The organism is Methylobacterium sp. Leaf111 (assembly GCF_001423285.1).
In the GTDB taxonomy this organism is placed as follows: Bacteria; Pseudomonadota; Alphaproteobacteria; order Rhizobiales; family Beijerinckiaceae; genus Methylobacterium.
Genome location: NZ_LMNE01000006.1, coordinates 65019 through 79708 on the forward strand (window position 1 = coordinate 65019; position 14690 = coordinate 79708).

The 14690-nt window shown below is 72.6% G+C and carries 15 protein-coding genes; 6 read left to right on the forward strand and 9 right to left on the reverse strand.

Annotation, left to right across the window (positions count from 1 at the left end; translation table 11 throughout):
- Positions 1 to 2: 2 nt before the first annotated feature.
- From ASF41_RS06930 to ASF41_RS06955, 6 genes are all read right to left on the reverse strand, one after another.
- Positions 3 to 695, reverse strand: coding sequence for a sigma-70 family RNA polymerase sigma factor (locus tag ASF41_RS06930; protein WP_056491909.1), 693 nt, complete (start codon positions 693 to 695; stop codon positions 3 to 5).
- 380 nt (positions 696 to 1075) lie between these two features.
- Positions 1076 to 1576 carry a glutathione peroxidase gene (locus tag ASF41_RS06935; protein WP_056492002.1) on the reverse strand — a complete coding sequence of 167 codons (501 nt, stop codon included), beginning with the start codon at positions 1574 to 1576 and terminating at the stop codon, positions 1076 to 1078.
- A gap of 86 nt (positions 1577 to 1662) precedes the next feature.
- On the reverse strand, positions 1663 to 2823 hold the full coding sequence (locus ASF41_RS06940) for a M20 aminoacylase family protein (RefSeq protein WP_056491912.1): 1161 nt from the start codon (positions 2821 to 2823) through the stop codon (positions 1663 to 1665).
- Between the two features lie 61 nt (positions 2824 to 2884).
- Positions 2885 to 4189, reverse strand: coding sequence for a GNAT family N-acetyltransferase (locus ASF41_RS06945; RefSeq protein ID WP_156653226.1), 1305 nt, complete (start codon positions 4187 to 4189; stop codon positions 2885 to 2887).
- Between the two features lie 81 nt (positions 4190 to 4270).
- Positions 4271 to 5035, reverse strand: coding sequence for a glycerophosphodiester phosphodiesterase family protein (locus tag ASF41_RS06950; RefSeq protein WP_056491915.1), 765 nt, complete (start codon positions 5033 to 5035; stop codon positions 4271 to 4273).
- Positions 5032 to 5505, reverse strand: a complete 474-nt coding sequence (locus ASF41_RS06955; RefSeq protein WP_056214073.1) for a RidA family protein — start codon at positions 5503 to 5505, stop codon at positions 5032 to 5034. Before ASF41_RS06955 ends, ASF41_RS06950 begins: the two co-directional genes overlap by 4 nt.
- 284 nt (positions 5506 to 5789) lie before the next feature.
- Here ASF41_RS06955 and ASF41_RS06960 point away from each other — a divergent pair, with 284 nt between their 5' ends.
- The 4 genes from ASF41_RS06960 to ASF41_RS06975 all read left to right on the forward strand — a co-directional run bounded on the left by ASF41_RS06960 (position 5790) and on the right by ASF41_RS06975 (position 10695).
- Positions 5790 to 6983, forward strand: coding sequence for an aspartate aminotransferase family protein (locus tag ASF41_RS06960; protein ID WP_056214077.1), 1194 nt, complete (start codon positions 5790 to 5792; stop codon positions 6981 to 6983).
- Positions 6984 to 7079: 96 nt separating this feature from the next.
- On the forward strand, positions 7080 to 8033 hold the full coding sequence (argF, locus tag ASF41_RS06965) for an ornithine carbamoyltransferase (protein ID WP_056214080.1): 954 nt from the start codon (positions 7080 to 7082) through the stop codon (positions 8031 to 8033).
- A gap of 272 nt (positions 8034 to 8305) precedes the next feature.
- Positions 8306 to 9325 carry an Hsp33 family molecular chaperone gene (locus ASF41_RS06970; RefSeq protein WP_056491917.1) on the forward strand — a complete coding sequence of 340 codons (1020 nt, stop codon included), beginning with the start codon at positions 8306 to 8308 and terminating at the stop codon, positions 9323 to 9325.
- 173 nt (positions 9326 to 9498) lie between these two features.
- Complete coding sequence (locus tag ASF41_RS06975; RefSeq protein ID WP_056491920.1) at positions 9499 to 10695, forward strand: hypothetical protein; 1197 nt, start codon at positions 9499 to 9501, stop codon at positions 10693 to 10695.
- Between the two features lie 61 nt (positions 10696 to 10756).
- On the opposite strand, the gene speG is transcribed toward ASF41_RS06975, so the two are convergent.
- From speG to apaG, 3 genes are read right to left on the reverse strand one after another with little or no spacing between them, the layout of a single operon-like run.
- Positions 10757 to 11341 (reverse strand): spermidine N1-acetyltransferase, encoded by a 585-nt coding sequence (speG, locus tag ASF41_RS06980; protein ID WP_056214091.1) that lies wholly within the window; start codon positions 11339 to 11341, stop codon positions 10757 to 10759.
- The gene (gene argE / locus ASF41_RS06985) at positions 11338 to 12510 is read right to left on the reverse strand and encodes an acetylornithine deacetylase (RefSeq protein ID WP_056491923.1); all 1173 of its coding nucleotides are present in this window, start codon (positions 12508 to 12510) and stop codon (positions 11338 to 11340) included. The genes speG and argE overlap by 4 nt, the downstream gene beginning before the upstream one ends.
- A 4-nt stretch (positions 12511 to 12514) precedes the next feature.
- Entirely contained in the window at positions 12515 to 12907 is a 393-nt protein-coding gene (gene apaG / locus ASF41_RS06990) for a Co2+/Mg2+ efflux protein ApaG (protein WP_055950877.1), read from the reverse strand.
- 144 nt (positions 12908 to 13051) lie between these two features.
- Between apaG and ASF41_RS06995 the strand changes: the two genes are divergently transcribed.
- Both ASF41_RS06995 and ASF41_RS07000 read left to right on the forward strand, forming a co-directional pair.
- The gene (locus ASF41_RS06995) at positions 13052 to 13471 is read left to right on the forward strand and encodes a hypothetical protein (protein WP_056379702.1); all 420 of its coding nucleotides are present in this window, start codon (positions 13052 to 13054) and stop codon (positions 13469 to 13471) included.
- A 99-nt stretch (positions 13472 to 13570) separates the two neighbouring features.
- Complete coding sequence (locus ASF41_RS07000) at positions 13571 to 14689, forward strand: 2'-deoxycytidine 5'-triphosphate deaminase (RefSeq protein WP_056214103.1); 1119 nt, start codon at positions 13571 to 13573, stop codon at positions 14687 to 14689.
- Position 14690: the final 1 nt, after the last annotated feature.

The window sequence follows — 14690 nt, forward strand, 5'->3', positions numbered from 1 at the left end:
GTTCAGGACGCCGCCTCGCGCGCCTCCATCCCGAGGGACCCGACGAGGAAGGCCCGGGCCCGGCTGACGCGGCTCTTCATGGTCCCGACCTGGCAGCCGATCAGCGCGGCGGCGGCCTCGTAGGTCATCCCCTGCGCCGCCACGAGCACCAGCGCCTCCCGCTGGGCGGGCGGCAGCTTGCCGAGATGCTGCCAGACCCGGCGCAGATCGCTGCTCGCCTCCTGCGCGGCCGGCGCCACGACCTTCGCGGCGAAGGCACCGTCCGCATCCTCGACCTCGCGCTTGCGCTTGCGGCACTCGGTGTAGAACTGGTTGCGCAGGATGGTGCAGAGCCAGGCCTTCAGGTTGCTGCCGGGCTCGAAGCGGTGCCGGTTGGCCCAGGCCTTCAGCAGCGTCTCCTGCACGAGGTCGTCGGCCGCATTCGGCGCGACGGCGAGCGACAGTGCGAAGGCGCGCAGGCCGGGCAGGGCGTCGAGCAGCGCGGCGCGGAAGTCCGCGGCCGCGGGCGGGTGGACCTCCAGCCGGACGATCAGGTCGAGCAGGGCCGTCGGCGGCGCCTCGGCGAGAACCGCGGCGTAGAAGGCCTTCAGCTCGGATCCGAGATGCAATCGCACCGCCTCGGGCATGGCCCGGCCCGGAGCCGCAGCGCCCGCCTCGCCGTTCGCCGATGCCAATCGACCCGTGCCTGCAGCCATGCCGTGTCCCCACCTCTCCGAATCGCACCGCAGCCGGGACGATCCGGCAAGTCCGTCGGGAGCTTCTGGCATGACAAGGCTGAACGCCGGCTAACGAATTCTTTACCGGATCGTTGCGGGCGCGGGCCGGACGGGCCGGCATCGGGGCCCGGAGAGCCGCCGGTCGGCCGGTCGGACCGGCGCGACCCCTGTCGGGTCAAGCGGTTCCGGCGCCTGTGGGATTTGGCCAGGACTTTCCTAACCCTGGCCGCCGATCGCGCCCATCCGGCTGGGGATCGTGGCGGCGGGGCCGGCGCGTTCCGGCCGGCGGGACGGCGCGGGGCCCGACGCGGCCGGTCCGATCGCCCCGTCGCGCGCCCTCCGCCGGGGCGGGTCGCCTCTCAGGAGGCGGGCGCGGGCTCCGCCAGGGCGGCCGCGATGGCGGCCTCCAGGGCCTCCGGCTTCGTGGAGGGCGCGTAGCGGGCGATCACCCGACCGTCGCGCCCGACGAGGAACTTGGTGAAGTTCCACTTGATGGCGCGGCTGCCGAGGAGGCCGGGCTTCGCCTGCGTCAGATGCGCGAAGACCGGGTCGGCCGCGGGGCCGTTCACCGCGACCTTGGCGAGGACCGGGAAGCTGACGTCGTAGGTCAGGTTGCAGAAGCGGGCGATCTCGGCCGCATCCCCCGGCTCCTGGGCGCCGAACTGGTTGCAGGGAAAGCCCAGCACCACGAGGCCGTCCGCCCGGTGCTTCTGCGCCAGGGCCTCCAGCCCGGCATATTGCGGCGTGAACCCGCATTTCGAGGCCGTGTTGACGATCAGGATCACCTGCCCCCGGTGCTGGGCCAGGGGGTAGGGCGACCCGTCGGCCGCCCTCGGACTCAGGTCGTGCAATTCGTTCATGGACATCGACCGTGCGGCGTGCGGGAGGCGGGCGCCTTTCCTAAGGCCCCGCCACCCCGATCCGCAATGCCCCGTGACCGCCCGTGTCAGGCGGCGGTGCGCCGCTCGACGAGGCGGGCGAGGAAGGCCGAGCCGAGGGGAATGATGCTGTCGTCGAAGTCGAAGCTCGCATTGTGCAGGCCGGGACCGGGATTCGAGCCGATCCACGCATAGGCGCCGGGCACCCGCGCGACCATGTCGGCGAAGTCCTCGCTGCCCATGCGCGGCTTCGACTGGTCGTCGACGCCCTCGGGGCCGAACAGCTCGCGGGCGATGTCGGCGGCGGCGGCCGCGTGCTCCGGGCTGTTCATCAGCACCGAGAACACGTCGCGGATGTCGACGTCGATCGTCGCCCCGTAGGCGGTCGCGAGGCCAGCGGCGATGGCCCGGATGCGGGTGGTGACGAGGGTGCGCAGGTCCGCGTCGAAGGTCCGCACCGTACCGGTGATGTGCGCGCCCTCCGGGATGACGTTGTAGGCGGCGCCCGCGTGGAACTGCGTCACCGACAGGACCGCGCTCTTGAGCGGGTCGGCGTTGCGCGAGACGATCGACTGCAGGGCCTGGACCAGGGTGGCGCCCACCACGATGGGGTCGATGCCCTGCTGCGGCTGGGCCGCGTGGGCGCCGCGCCCGGTGATGCGGATGTCGAAGAAGTCCGCCGCCGCCATGGCCGGGCCGGGGCGCAGCTTGATCTTGCCGTGCGGGCCGTTGGGCTGGTTGTGGATCGCGTAGATCTCGTCGCAGGGGAATTTCTCGAACAGGCCGTCGGCGATCATCGCGCGGGCGCCGCCCTGGCCTTCCTCGGCCGGCTGGAACACGAACAGGGCGGTGCCGTCGAAATCCCGGGTCTCGGCGAGGTAGCGCGCGGCGCCCAGCAGCATCGTGGTGTGGCCGTCATGGCCGCAGGCGTGCATCTTGCCCGGCACCGTCGAGCGGTAGGGCAGGTTGGTCTCCTCCTCGATCAGCAGGGCGTCCATGTCGGCGCGCAGGCCGACCCGCCGGCCGGAGCCGGTGCGGCCCTCCAGCACGCCCACCACTCCGGTGCCGCCGATGCCGCGATGGACGGTCACGCCGTAGCGCGCCAGCTCGGCGGCGACGATGCCGGAGGTGCGGACCTCCTCGAAGCCGAGCTCGGGATGGGCATGGAAGTCGCGGCGGAGGGCCACGAGGTCGTCGGCGAAGGTCTTGATGCGGTCGATGGGGCTCACGGATCGTCCTTGGGCTCTCGCGCCTCTTTGGGGCGGGCTGTGCTGGGTCGGAGGGGCGTCCTCAACCGGAAGGATTCGCCTCCGGCTCGGCCCCAGGCAAGTCGGATGCCGGTTCTTCGGACGCTTCCGGCAAGGCTTCGCGCCGGAAGGGCGTCAGCGTGTCCAGGACTTCGGCGGCTTCCAGCACGTGTTCGCGCTCGCGCCTCAGGTAATCGGCCACCGCCCGGCGCAGGGCCGGGTCGGCGATGTCGTGGGCCGAGTGCATGAGGACCGGGCGGTAGCCGCGGGCGAGCTTGTGCTCACCCTGCGCGCCCGCCTCGACGCGCTTCAAGCCCTGGGCGATGGCGAAGTCGATGGCCTGATAGTAGCAGACCTCGAAATGCAGGAACGGGTGGTCCTCGACGCAGCCCCAGTTGCGGCCGTAGAGGGCCACATCCCCGATGAGGTTGATGGCGCCGGCGACGTAGCGCCCCGCGCGCTTGGCCATCACCAGCAGCACCCGCTCGGGCATGCGCTCGCCGAGGAGCCCGAAGAACCTGCGGTTCAGGTAGGGCCGGCCCCACTTGCGCGCGCCGGTATCGGCGTAGAATTCGTAGAACGCGTCCCAGTGGGCGGGGGTCAGGTCGGCGCCGGTGACGTGCTCGATGGTGAGGCCGGGCGCCAGGGCGTCGCGGCGCTCGCGCCGGATCGCCTTGCGCTTGCGCGACGCCAGCGCCCCGAGGAAATCCGCGAAGGTCCCGTACCCGGCATTCTCCCAGTGGAACTGCTGGTCGACGCGCTGGAGGAAGCCCAGCGCCCCGGCCTGGTCCCACTCGCGCGCCTGCATGAAGGTGACGTGGATCGAGGAGGCCTTGGTCTCGGCCCGCAGGGCGCGCAGGCCCGCCACGATCGCGGAGGCCGCCTCGTTCACGTCCTGCCCCGGCGCGATGAGGAAGCGCGGGCCGGTGACGGGGGTGAAGGGCACGCTGACCTGGAGCTTCGGGTAGTAGCTGCCGCCCGCCTGCTCGTAGGCGTCGGCCCACCCGTGGTCGAAGACGTACTCGCCCTGGCTGTGGGATTTCAGGTAGCAGGGCGCCACCCCGACGAGGCGGCCCTCGCGCTCCACCGCCACGTGGAGGGGGAGCCAGCCGGTCTTGCGCGAGACGCAGCCCGAATCCTCCAGCGACGACAGGAAGGCGTGCGAGAGGAAGGGATTGTGGGTCTCGTCGCCGCCCGAGAGGGTCTCGGCCGAGGTGGCGCAGGCATCCCACTCGGCCGCCGCGATCCCGGCCAGGCCCGGCACCGCGCGCACCTGCAGTTCCGTCACGGTCTCGGCCGGGGCGCCGGGGCCTTCGCCGGAACGCTGTGTTTCGCCGGGAATGTCCATCGCGGGGCAATCTAGTCCCCGGAGCCCGGCGGGCCAAGGGCGGCGCGGGGCCGCGCGCCGTCGCAGGGGGCGAGCGGCGCCCTACGGGCAGAACCCCTCGAACACCATCTGGTCGGCGTGGATCGCGGCGTGCCGGCGCTGGTCCGGATTGCGCACGGTCCAGGTCATCACCGGGCGTTGCCCCAGGAGCCGGCACAGGACGGTGGGCGCGCAGGGCAGGTCGTCCACCCGCCAGGACAGGAAGTCCGGCCGGGTCTCGTCGAAATGCAGCAGGGCCGGGAGGGCGCGCCGCAGGCTCGGGGGCAGGGTGGCGTAGGCCGGGTCGTCCTGGCGCGTCTCGGCGACGATGCCGCGCGGGAGCCCGGGCGCGAGCGTCCGCAGGGCGGTGACGATCTGCGGATCGAAGGATTTCAGCGCCACGGGGCCGTCATAGGCGGTCGCGAGGGCGGCCACGCGCTCGGCGAGCCGCAGGTCGCCGGTGTAGCGCGACTTCACCTCGATCACGAGGGGCGTGCGCCCGCCGATCCGGGCCAGGAAGGCCGGCAGGGTCGGGATGCGCTCGGCGCTGCCCGCCACCGTCAGGGCGCCGAGATCCGCGGCGGAGCGCGCGCCCACCGCCTCCCCGGCCGCGGTCAGGCGGCCCAGGGTCTCGTCGTGGAACACCATCGCCTCGCCGTCGGCGCTGAGCTGGACGTCGCACTCGATGGCGTAGCCGCCCCGGATCGCCGCCTCGGCGGCCGCGAGGGTGTTCTCGGGCACGCCGCCCGCCCGGTCGTGCAGGCCGCGATGGGCGATGGGCCGGGCGGTGAGCCAGTCGGGGGCGTTGGGGGCCGTCGGCGGGCTCATTTGACCTCGAACATCGCCTCGACCTCGACGGCCGCGTCGAGGGGCAGCTCGGCGACGCCGACGGTGGAGCGGGCGTGGCGGCCGCGGTCGCCCAGGATCTCCACCATGAGGTCGGAGGCACCGTTCATGATGCCGGCGAGTCCCGCGAAGGTCGGCACCGCGTTGATGAAGCCGCCGAGGCGGATGCACTGCACGACGCCGCGGTCGAGGTCGCCCACCGCCGCCTGGAGCTGGGCCAGCACGTTGAGGGCGCAGAGCCGGGCGGCGGCGATGCCGTCCTCGGCCGAGACCTCGGCCCCGAGCTTGCCCGTGTGGGCGCCGGCGATTCGGCCGTCGGCCCCGAAGCAGATCTGCCCGGAGATCACCACGAGGTTGCCGCTGCGCACGAAGGGCACGTAGTTCGCGACGGGGGCCGCGGCCTTGGGCAGGGTCAGGCCGAGGGCCTCCAGGCGTTCCGTGACGGTGCTCATGCTGCGTCGTTCCTCTGCTGGGCGGCCGCGGGTCGTCCGGCCGGCGTGACGCGGCTCTGAGCACTTCCAGGCGCAGGGTGCAAGGCATGACCCGAGGCGGGCCGCACAGCGCGCGCGCAACAGCCTAATGGGCAGGCATGTCAGGGCTGTGAACCCGGTCTGTCGTTGACAGAATTGGCCATTTCTCTAGTAATCGCGCGCGTGCCGCCCCATCCGAGGCGGCACTTTCATTTGGTGCGGTCGCGTGTCTCGCGTGCCCGCGAGACACACGGGAAGACGGGATCGTGACATCCGCCCTTCTGCCGACCTATGCCCGGGCTCCCATCGCCTTCGAACGCGGCGAGGGCGCATGGCTCGAGGCGCGCAGCGGCGAGCGATACCTCGATTTCGGCGCCGGCATCGCGGTGAACGCCCTGGGTCACGCCCATCCGCACCTCGTCCAGGCCCTGACCGCGCAGGCGCAGAAGCTCTGGCACACCTCGAACCTGTTCGAGATCCCGGAGGGCGAGCGGCTGGGCCGGCGCCTCGTGGACGCCACCTTCGCGGACGTGGCCTTCTTCGCCAATTCGGGGGCGGAAGCCAACGAGGCCGCCATCAAGATGGCGCGCAAGTACCACGCCGCCGACGGCCACCCGGAGCGCTTCCGGATCCTCACCGTCGAGGGCGCCTTCCACGGCCGGACCCTGGCCACCATCGCGGCCGGCGGCCAGCAGAAGTACATCGAGGGCTTCGGCCCGAAGGTCGACGGCTTCGACCAGGTGCCCTTCGGCGACCACGAGGCCCTGCGGGCCGCCATCGGCCCGGAGACGGCCGCGATCCTGATCGAGCCGATCCAGGGGGAGGGCGGCGTGCGCCCGGTGCCGCCGCAATGCCTGCGCGGCCTGCGCGAACTCTGCGACGCGCACGGCATCCTGCTCATCATGGACGAGGTCCAGACCGGGGTCGGGCGCACGGGCAAGCTGTTCGCGCACGAGTGGGCGGGGGCGGCCCCCGACATCATGAGCGCGGCCAAGGGAATCGGCGGCGGCTTCCCCCTCGGCGTCTGCCTCGCCACGGCGAACGCCGCGCGCGGCATGACGGCGGGCAGCCACGGCACCACCTTCGGCGGCAACCCGCTGGCCATGGCGGTGGGCAACGCCGTCCTCGACGTGGTGCTGGCGGACGGCTTCCTCGACCATGTCCAGCGCATGGGCCTGATCCTGAAGCAGCGCCTCGCCGCCCTGCAGGACCGGCACCCGGCCGTCATCGCGGACATCCGCGGCGAGGGCCTGATGCTCGGCCTCAAGCTCCACGTGCCGAACACCGAATTCGCCGCCGCCGCCCGCGACGCGCACCTGCTGGTGATCCCGGCGGGCGACAACGTGGTGCGCCTGCTGCCGCCGCTCATCATCACCGAGGCCGACGTGGCGGAGGCGGTCACCCGCCTCGACACGGCGGCCGGCCGGCTCGGGACGCGCCTGCGCGGCGCCGCCGAGTAACCGCCAGGAACCGGGCGCGTCACCGGACGGCCGCGACGCCGCCCCGCCCCGACCGAAGCTGCCCTGACCGGGACCACGCACACGAAGAACGGACCGATGACCACGACACTGAACGGGACCGGCCACGGAACCCGCCACTTCCTCGACCTCAAGGACTTCTCGGCCGAGCAGCTGCGCACGGTGCTGGACGCCGCCGCCCGCATCAAGGCGCGCCGCCGCAAGGGCACGCTGGCCGAGGACCGCCCCCTCATCGGCAAGACCCTGGCGATGGTGTTCGACCGGCCCTCGACCCGGACCCGGGTGTCGTTCGACGTCGGCATGCGCGAGCTCGGCGGCGAGACCCTGATGCTGACGGGGAGCGAGATGCAGCTCGGCCGCGGCGAGACCGTGGGCGACACCGCCCGGGTGCTCTCGCGCTACGTCGACGCGATCATGATCCGCATCCTGGACCACGGCCTGATGCTGGAGCTGGCCGAGTACGCCACCGTGCCGGTGATCAACGCCCTGACCAAGGTCTCGCACCCGTGCCAGATCATGGCCGACCTCCTGACCTTCGAGGAGCATCGCGGGCCGATCCGGGGCCGCACCGTGGCCTGGTCGGGGGACGCCAACAACGTGCTCGCCTCCTGGGTGCACGCCGCCGCGCGCTTCGACTTCACCCTCAACATCGCGGCCCCGCCGGAGCTGTCGACGCCCCAGCCGCTCCTCGACTGGGCGAAGGCGCAGGGCGCCACCGTCAACGTCACCACCGACGCCTACGAAGCGGTGGACGGAGCGGACGCGGTGGTCACCGATTGCTGGGTCTCCATGGGCGACGAGGACGACCAGCACCGGCACAACCTGCTGGTGCCCTACCGGGTCGATGCCCGCCTGATGGCCGCCGCGGCCCAGGACGCGATCTTCATGCACTGCCTGCCGGCCCATCGCGGCGAGGAGGTCACCGCCGAAGTGATCGACGGCCCGCAATCGGTGATCTTCGACGAGGCCGAGAACCGCCTGCATGCCCAGAAGGGCATCCTCGCCTGGTGCCTGCAGGCCCACGGCCTCTGACGGCCGGGAACGCCCCCGGGGGGTGGCCTGGTGCGGGACCACCCGTGCACGGGCCGCATCCCCGCCCCGTCGCGCCGCCGCGCCCGGATCCCTATATGGGGACCATTCTTCCCTGAGGGTTGGGCGCGGCCGCGCGACGCGCGCGGCCGTTCCGACCGGTACGCCGCCGAGACCGTTCGGCGATCTCACGACCCCGCCCCCGAGGGGTCGCGCGGTCCGTGGCCCAGCCCTCGCGTTCGTCGAGCCCGATCGGAGCTGCCATGACTTCTGGAATGCCTGCTGGAACGACCACGGGATCCGTCCCGCCGCTCCTCATCGAGGGCGATGACGACGTGGTGCTGCCCTTCGCCGTCGAGGCCCTCGACGTGCGCGGCCGCGTGGTCCGCCTCGGCCCGTCCGTCGACACCATCCTGCGCCGGCACGGCTATCCCGATGCGGTGGCCCGCCTCCTCGGCGAGGCGGCGGCGCTCACCGTGCTCCTCGGCTCGTCCCTGAAGTTCGAGGGCCGCTTCCAACTCCAGACCAAGACCGACGGCCCGGTGGAGATGATCGTGGTCGACTTCGAGGCGCCCGACCGCCTGCGCGCCACGGCGCGCTTCGACACCGCGCGGGTGGACGCCCTCGGGGCCGGCCCGCTCCAGGACCCGGACCTGATCGGGCAGGGGCACCTGGCCATGACCATCGACCAGGGTCCCACCAGCAGCCGCTACCAGGGCGTCGTCGCCCTGGAGGGCCAGAGCCTCGAGGAGGCGGCGCACCAGTACTTCCGCCAGTCCGAGCAGATCCCGACCCAGGTCCGCCTCGCGGTGGCCGAGCAATATGCCGGCGGCGCCCGGACCTACCGGGCCGGTGGCCTCCTGGTGCAGTTCTTGCCGCAATCCATCGACCGGGCCCGGCTCGCCGACCTGCCCCCGGGCGACATCCCCGAGGGCCACGTCCACCTCGACGCGAACGGCGTTCCCGAGGACGACGCCTGGGTCGAGGCGCGCAGCCTCGTGTCTACCATCGAGGACCACGAGCTCGTCGACCCGGAGGTCTCGGCCGAGCGCCTGCTCTACCGCCTGTTCCACGAGCGCGGCGTGCGGGTGTTCGAGGCGCAGGCGGTGCACGAGCAGTGCCGCTGCTCGACCGAGCGGGTGATGGGCATGATCACCTCGTTCTCGCCTCAGGAGCGCCGGGACATGATCGCCGATGACGGGCGCATCGGCATCACCTGCGAGTTCTGCTCACGGCGCTACGACCTCGATCCGGCGGCGGTGGAAGCCGAAGTCGCAGCCCAGTCGGGCCCCTGATCCGGGGCTGCCGCGACAGACGTCGCGGCAGCATCGCCAAGCTTGACCTTTGACGAGGACAAGACGCTGCAAATGCTCGCGCCCACAGCCGGGCCTCGCATTTGAACCGTTTCTCAGGTTTCGACGTTTGGGGTTTCTCAAGAGTGCTCGACAAGAGCTCAGGAGGAACGTCGATGAAGACATTCGTGGTCGGCAAAAATCTGGTCAGCAAGAATATCGTCGTCGGTCTGACGGCACTGCTGATGACGACGTCAGCCTACGCCCAGGGCGCGGGCCAGGCCGGCACCGCCGGCGGCAGCGAGGCCGGCGGCCGTGGTGGGGCCGCCGCCCGCAGCCAGGGCGGCGCCGAGGGCGCTTCGGGCGGCGCCCGCAGCGAGATGGGCGGACGGGCCGAGGCGGGCGGACGCCGCGAGGGCAGCCGCATGGAGAGCGGCGGGCGCGGCGACACGGCGGCCCGCGAGTCCCAGGGCCGGGATTCCCAGGCCCGAGATTCTCAGGCCCGAGATTCGCAGAACAAGGATTCGCAGGCCCGCAGCGCGGACCGGGGCGACCGCGACGGCGCGCGCGGCGACCGGGCGACCCGGACCTCGTCCCGGGAGGACCGGGTCGGCGGCCGCGAGCAGCGCGACCGCGTCTCGGTCAACACCCGCAGCGAGTCGCGCAGCGAACGCTTCGAGGGCGGACGCCGCTCGGGCCGCTTCGTCTTCATCGGCGGCCAGCGCGTGGTCTACGGCTCGCCGGAATATCGCCGCCTCGTCACCATCGAGCATCGCGGCGGCGACCGCGTGGTCGAGCGCGCACGCCGGCGCTACGTCACCATCCGCGGTCAGCGCGTCCTCTACGGCTCGCCCCAGTACCGCCGCCTCGTCCGCGTCGAGGAGACGACCACCCGCCGTCCCGGCACCCGCTATGTCGTGGTGCGCGGCCAGCGCGTGGTCTACGGCTCGCCCGAGTATCGCCGCCTGACGGTGACCGAACGCCGGGGCGGCACCGTCGGCGCCCGCTTCGAGGAGCGGGGCTTCCGCGGCAAGGCCGTCTCGTCCCGTACCGACGCGCGGCGCGACACGCGCAACGTCCGCTCGCCCGAGACCACGTCGCGGGATGGCATCCGCAACGCCGACACCCGCCAGCAGGGGGGCCGCAACGGCGCCTCGGCCGAGCGCGACACGAACCGCGACCGCGGGACCGAGGGCTCGGGCATCCGCAACGCGGCCGACCGCTCGGGCGGCGCCGAGCGCGGCACCATGAACACCGGCAACCGGACCGGCGGGGCCGAGCGCGGCCCGAATGCCGGCGCGCAGGGCGGCAAGGCCGGCAGCATGGGTGGCGGCGAGCGCAGCGGCGGGCAGGGCGGCGCGGGCCGCAACTGATCGCGAAGGCCGATCGCAGGACCTGAACGCGGCGCCGGACCTCCTCGCGGGGGCCCGGCGCTCAGGCCTTCAGGACGGGATCGGCGATGTCGCCGCCGCCCCGGCGGGCGAGGTAGGCGGGCTGGAACAGGCACATCCGCACCGCGTCGCGGTACTTGCCGTTGACGAAGAACTCGTCCTTCAGGATGCCCTCGGGCTCGAAGCCGCAGCGCTCGTAGATCCGCACCGCGCGGGCATTGTCCTTGTCCACGTGCAGGTAGAGCTTGTGGATGTTGAGGACGCTGAAGGCGTAGTCCATGGCGATGCGCGTGGCCCGCGGGGCGTAGCCCTGGCCCTGGAAGGCCGGGTGGATCGCGATCTGGAATTCGCAGCGCCGGTGCAGGTGGTTGATCTCCACGAGCTCGACGAGGCCGGCGGGGGCGCCGTCCGCATTGGCGATGATGAAGCGCCGCTCGGTCTGGTTGTGGATGTTGCGCTCGTAGAGCTGCGCCAGTTCGGCGAAGGACTCGTAGGCCTCCTCGAACCAGTAGCGCATGATGCTGTCGTTGTTGTTGAGCTGATGCACGAACATCAGGTCCTCGCGCTCCAGCGGGCGCAGCTTCACCGGCCCGTCCGCCGCGATGGTGCGGGGCGTGAAGGCGGTCATGGCGTCACGCACGCCGCCGCGAGGCGGTCCATGAAGGCCTCGCCGGCCTTGAGCGCCGCGAGCGTGATGTACTCGTCCGGCTGGTGCGCCTGGTCGATGGAGCCGGGGCCGCAGACCACGGTGGGGATGCCGGCGACCTGGAAGCGCCCGGCCTCCGTGGCGTAGGGCACCGAGATCGTGTGGTTGCGCTCCGCCACCCGGAGGGCCAGCCGCTCGGCCGCCGAGCCGGGCTCCGGGGCGAGGCCCGGCACCGCCACCTCCTCCAGCGTCTCGATCCGCCCGTAATCGCTGTAGCGGTTGAGCCGGTCGCGCAGCACGGTGCCCACCTTGGCCTCGAACAGGGCGGGGATCTCGCCCATGTCGAGGTCGGGCAGGCCGCGGAACTCCCAGTGGAAGGTGCAGACCTTGGGCAGGATGTTGCGGGCCGTGCCACCCGCGATGGTGCCCACATGCACGGTGGTGGCGGGCGGGTCGAAGCGGCCCGAGGCGTCGCCCCGGGCGATCATCGCGTCGGCGATCCGGTTCAGCTCCGAGACGAGGTCGGCCGCCGCCATCACGGCGTTGGCCCCGAGCATCGGCTTGGCCGAGTGGGCCTCGTGCCCGTGCACGGTGGTGAGATAGGTGACGATGCTCTTGTGCGCGTCGGCCACTTCGAGGTCGGTGGGCTCGCCGACGATCACCGCGCCCGGGCGCGGCAGGTCGGCCCCGAACCGCGCGATCGTGTCGGCCACACCCAGGCAGGTGGTCTCCTCGTCGTAGGACAGGAGGATGTGGATCGGACGCTCGAGGCCGGCGGCCTGGAAGCGCGGGATCGCCGCGAGCGCCAGGGCGCAGAAGCCCTTCATGTCGACGGCGCCGCGCCCGTAGGCACGCCCGTCCTTCACCCGCAGGGTGAAGGGGTCGGCGCTCCAGGCCTGCCCCGTCACCGGCACCACGTCGGTATGGCCCGAGAGCACGATGCCGCCGTCGACCATCGGGCCGATGGTGGCGAACAGGGCCGCCTTGTCGCCGGCCGCGTTGGGCACGCGGACGAAGGGCACGCCGAGGTCGTCGAGGGCGGCCGCCACGCAGTCGATGAGCGCGAGGTTCGATTTCGAACTCTCGGTGTCGAAGGCCACGAGCCGCGCCAGCCAGTCGAGGGTCTCCGGGCGCGGGCCTTCGGTGGACATCGCCCTAGTGCACGCTGCGGCGGACATGGGGCGAATCGAGCGAGAAGGCCGGGATCTCCGCCTCGAAGCTCTCGCCCCCATGGGTCGCCATGGTGTAGCTGCCGGCCATCAGGCCGTCCGGCGTGGTGAGCGGGCAGCCGCTGGTGTAGCTGAACGATTCGCCCGGCTCGAGCACCGGCTGCTTGCCGACCACCCCGGCGCCGCGGACCTCCTGGGTCTCGCCGCGCCCGTCGACGATGCGCCAGTGGCGGGAGCGCAGCTGCACCTGCTCGGGGCCGTTGTTCACGATCTCGACCGTGTAGGCGAAGAAGTAGCGGCTCTCGGCCGGCGACGATTCTTCCTCGACGAAGCGAGGCATCACGGTCACGCTGATCCCGCGCGTCTGGGCCTTGTACATCCCCGTCATGCCTCCCTGGCCGGACCTGAACCCCGAGCGCGCTGCGTTCGCGACAAGCACAGGGCGTCGTGGTACGGCCCTCGCAAAACCGCGTCAATCGTGGCGAATGCGGGGGTGCCCGCGCAAGAACGAGGTCCGTGCCCCGTGGTCGAGGAGACCGTTTCGCGCCCGTCCGTCCGGTCCGCCGGCCGGGCCCTCCTCGCCAGCCTCGCCCTCGCGGGCCTGACCGCCGCCTTCGCCTGGGCCGCGCCCGAGCGCAACGGCTGGGCCGCCCTGGCGCTGGCCGTGGCGCTGGCCCTCGACGGGCTGGCGCAGGGGGCGGGGGCCTGGCTGGCCCGCCGCGGAGGCGGGCCGCCCCGGATCGCCGGCCTGCCCTCCCTGGTGCTGGCCTTCGGACCGGCCGCCGGCCTCGGCACGGTCCTGTTCGCCGTCGCCCTGGCGGCCTGGCCCGCCGGCTTCCCGATCCTCGCCAGCGCGCTCGCGGGTCTGATCGCCATGGGCGCCATCGCGCGCCTCGTCCTTGCCTGGATCGTCCTGCGGATCGCGCAAGACCCGGAGGCTTAACCGGACCTTAGGCGATCCGGCCGCATTTCGTGCAGAATGCGGCGTTCCCGCCCCGGCCGCCGGGGTGGTGCCCGATCGACGAGCGGGTGGTGCGAGCGGATGCAAGACGGGATTCGGGCCGCGATGCAGGACGGGGCGGACAGCCGCCAGCACGGGATTCTGGCTGCGGCCGGGATCGCAGCGCTGACGCGCGCGGGCGCGATCCGGCCCGACACGCCCTACGCGCCCGACCAGATCCAGCCCGCGAGCCTCGACCTGCGCCTCGGCGCCCGGGTGTTCCGCGTGCGCACCAGCTTCCTGCCCGGCACCCGCACGGTCTCCGCCTGCATCGAGGCCTTCGCCCTGCACGAGATGGACCTGCGCCACGGGGCCGTGCTGGAAACGGGCTGCGTGTACATCGCCGAGCTGCAGGAGCATCTCGCCCTGCCGGGCGACCTCGCGGCCAGCGCCAACCCGAAGAGCTCCACCGGCCGCATCGACGTCTTCACCCGCGTCATCACCGACCGGGGCGCCGCCTTCGACCAGGTCGAGGCCGGCTATCACGGGCCGCTCTATGCGGAGATCTCGCCCCGCACCTTCCCGGTGAAGGTCCGCACCGGCTCGCGCCTGTCGCAGATCCGGTTCCGGCGCGGCGAGCCCCGCCTCAGCGACGCCGAGCTCGCGGCGCTGCACGCGGCCTCGCCCCTGGTCGACGCCCCGACCCCGACCTTCCAGGGCGGCATCGGCGTCTCCATCGACCTCGCGGGCTTCTCCGGCCTCATCGGCTACCGCGCCCGGCGCCATACCGGCCTCGTCGACGTCGACGCCCCGGGCACGCACCGGGCGGCGGATTTCTGGGAGCCCCTGCACGCCGACCCGTCCCGGGCCCTGATCCTCGATCCCGGCCAGTTCTACATCCTGGCCTCCAAGGAGGCCGTGCAGGTGCCGCCCGACTTCGCCGCCGAGATGGTGCCGTTCGACCCCCTGGTCGGCGAGTTCCGGGTCCACTACGCCGGCTTCTTCGATCCGGGCTTCGGCTTCGCCGCCGCGGGCGGGGCGGGGGCCCGCGCCGTCCTCGAGGTGCGCTCGCGCGACGTGCCGTTCCTGCTCGAGGACGGCCAGATCGTCGGCCGCCTCGTCTACGAGCGCATGGCCGAGCGCCCCGCCACCCTGTACGGCGCGGGCGCGGGCTCGAACTACCAGGCCCAGGGGCTGAAGCTCTCCAAGCACTTCGTCTGAG

Bases quoted from the DNA above. Each gene is read 5' to 3' on its own strand.
- ASF41_RS06930 (WP_056491909.1), bottom strand. From the start codon at position 695: ATGGCTGCAGGCACGGGTCGATTGGCATCGGCGAACGGCGAGGCGGGC.
- ASF41_RS06935 (WP_056492002.1), bottom strand. From the start codon at position 1,576: ATGAACGAATTGCACGACCTGAGTCCGAGGGCGGCCGACGGGTCGCCC.
- ASF41_RS06945 (WP_156653226.1), bottom strand. From the start codon at position 4,189: ATGGACATTCCCGGCGAAACACAGCGTTCCGGCGAAGGCCCCGGCGCC.
- ASF41_RS06950 (WP_056491915.1), bottom strand. From the start codon at position 5,035: ATGAGCCCGCCGACGGCCCCCAACGCCCCCGACTGGCTCACCGCCCGG.
- ASF41_RS06955 (WP_056214073.1), bottom strand. From the start codon at position 5,505: ATGAGCACCGTCACGGAACGCCTGGAGGCCCTCGGCCTGACCCTGCCC.
- argF (WP_056214080.1), top strand. From the start codon at position 7,080: ATGACCACGACACTGAACGGGACCGGCCACGGAACCCGCCACTTCCTC.
- ASF41_RS06970 (WP_056491917.1), top strand. From the start codon at position 8,306: ATGCCTGCTGGAACGACCACGGGATCCGTCCCGCCGCTCCTCATCGAG.
- ASF41_RS06975 (WP_056491920.1), top strand. From the start codon at position 9,499: ATGAAGACATTCGTGGTCGGCAAAAATCTGGTCAGCAAGAATATCGTC.
- speG (WP_056214091.1), bottom strand. From the start codon at position 11,341: ATGACCGCCTTCACGCCCCGCACCATCGCGGCGGACGGGCCGGTGAAG.
- argE (WP_056491923.1), bottom strand. From the start codon at position 12,510: ATGTCCACCGAAGGCCCGCGCCCGGAGACCCTCGACTGGCTGGCGCGG.
- apaG (WP_055950877.1), bottom strand. From the start codon at position 12,907: ATGTACAAGGCCCAGACGCGCGGGATCAGCGTGACCGTGATGCCTCGC.
- ASF41_RS07000 (WP_056214103.1), top strand. From the start codon at position 13,571: ATGCAAGACGGGATTCGGGCCGCGATGCAGGACGGGGCGGACAGCCGC.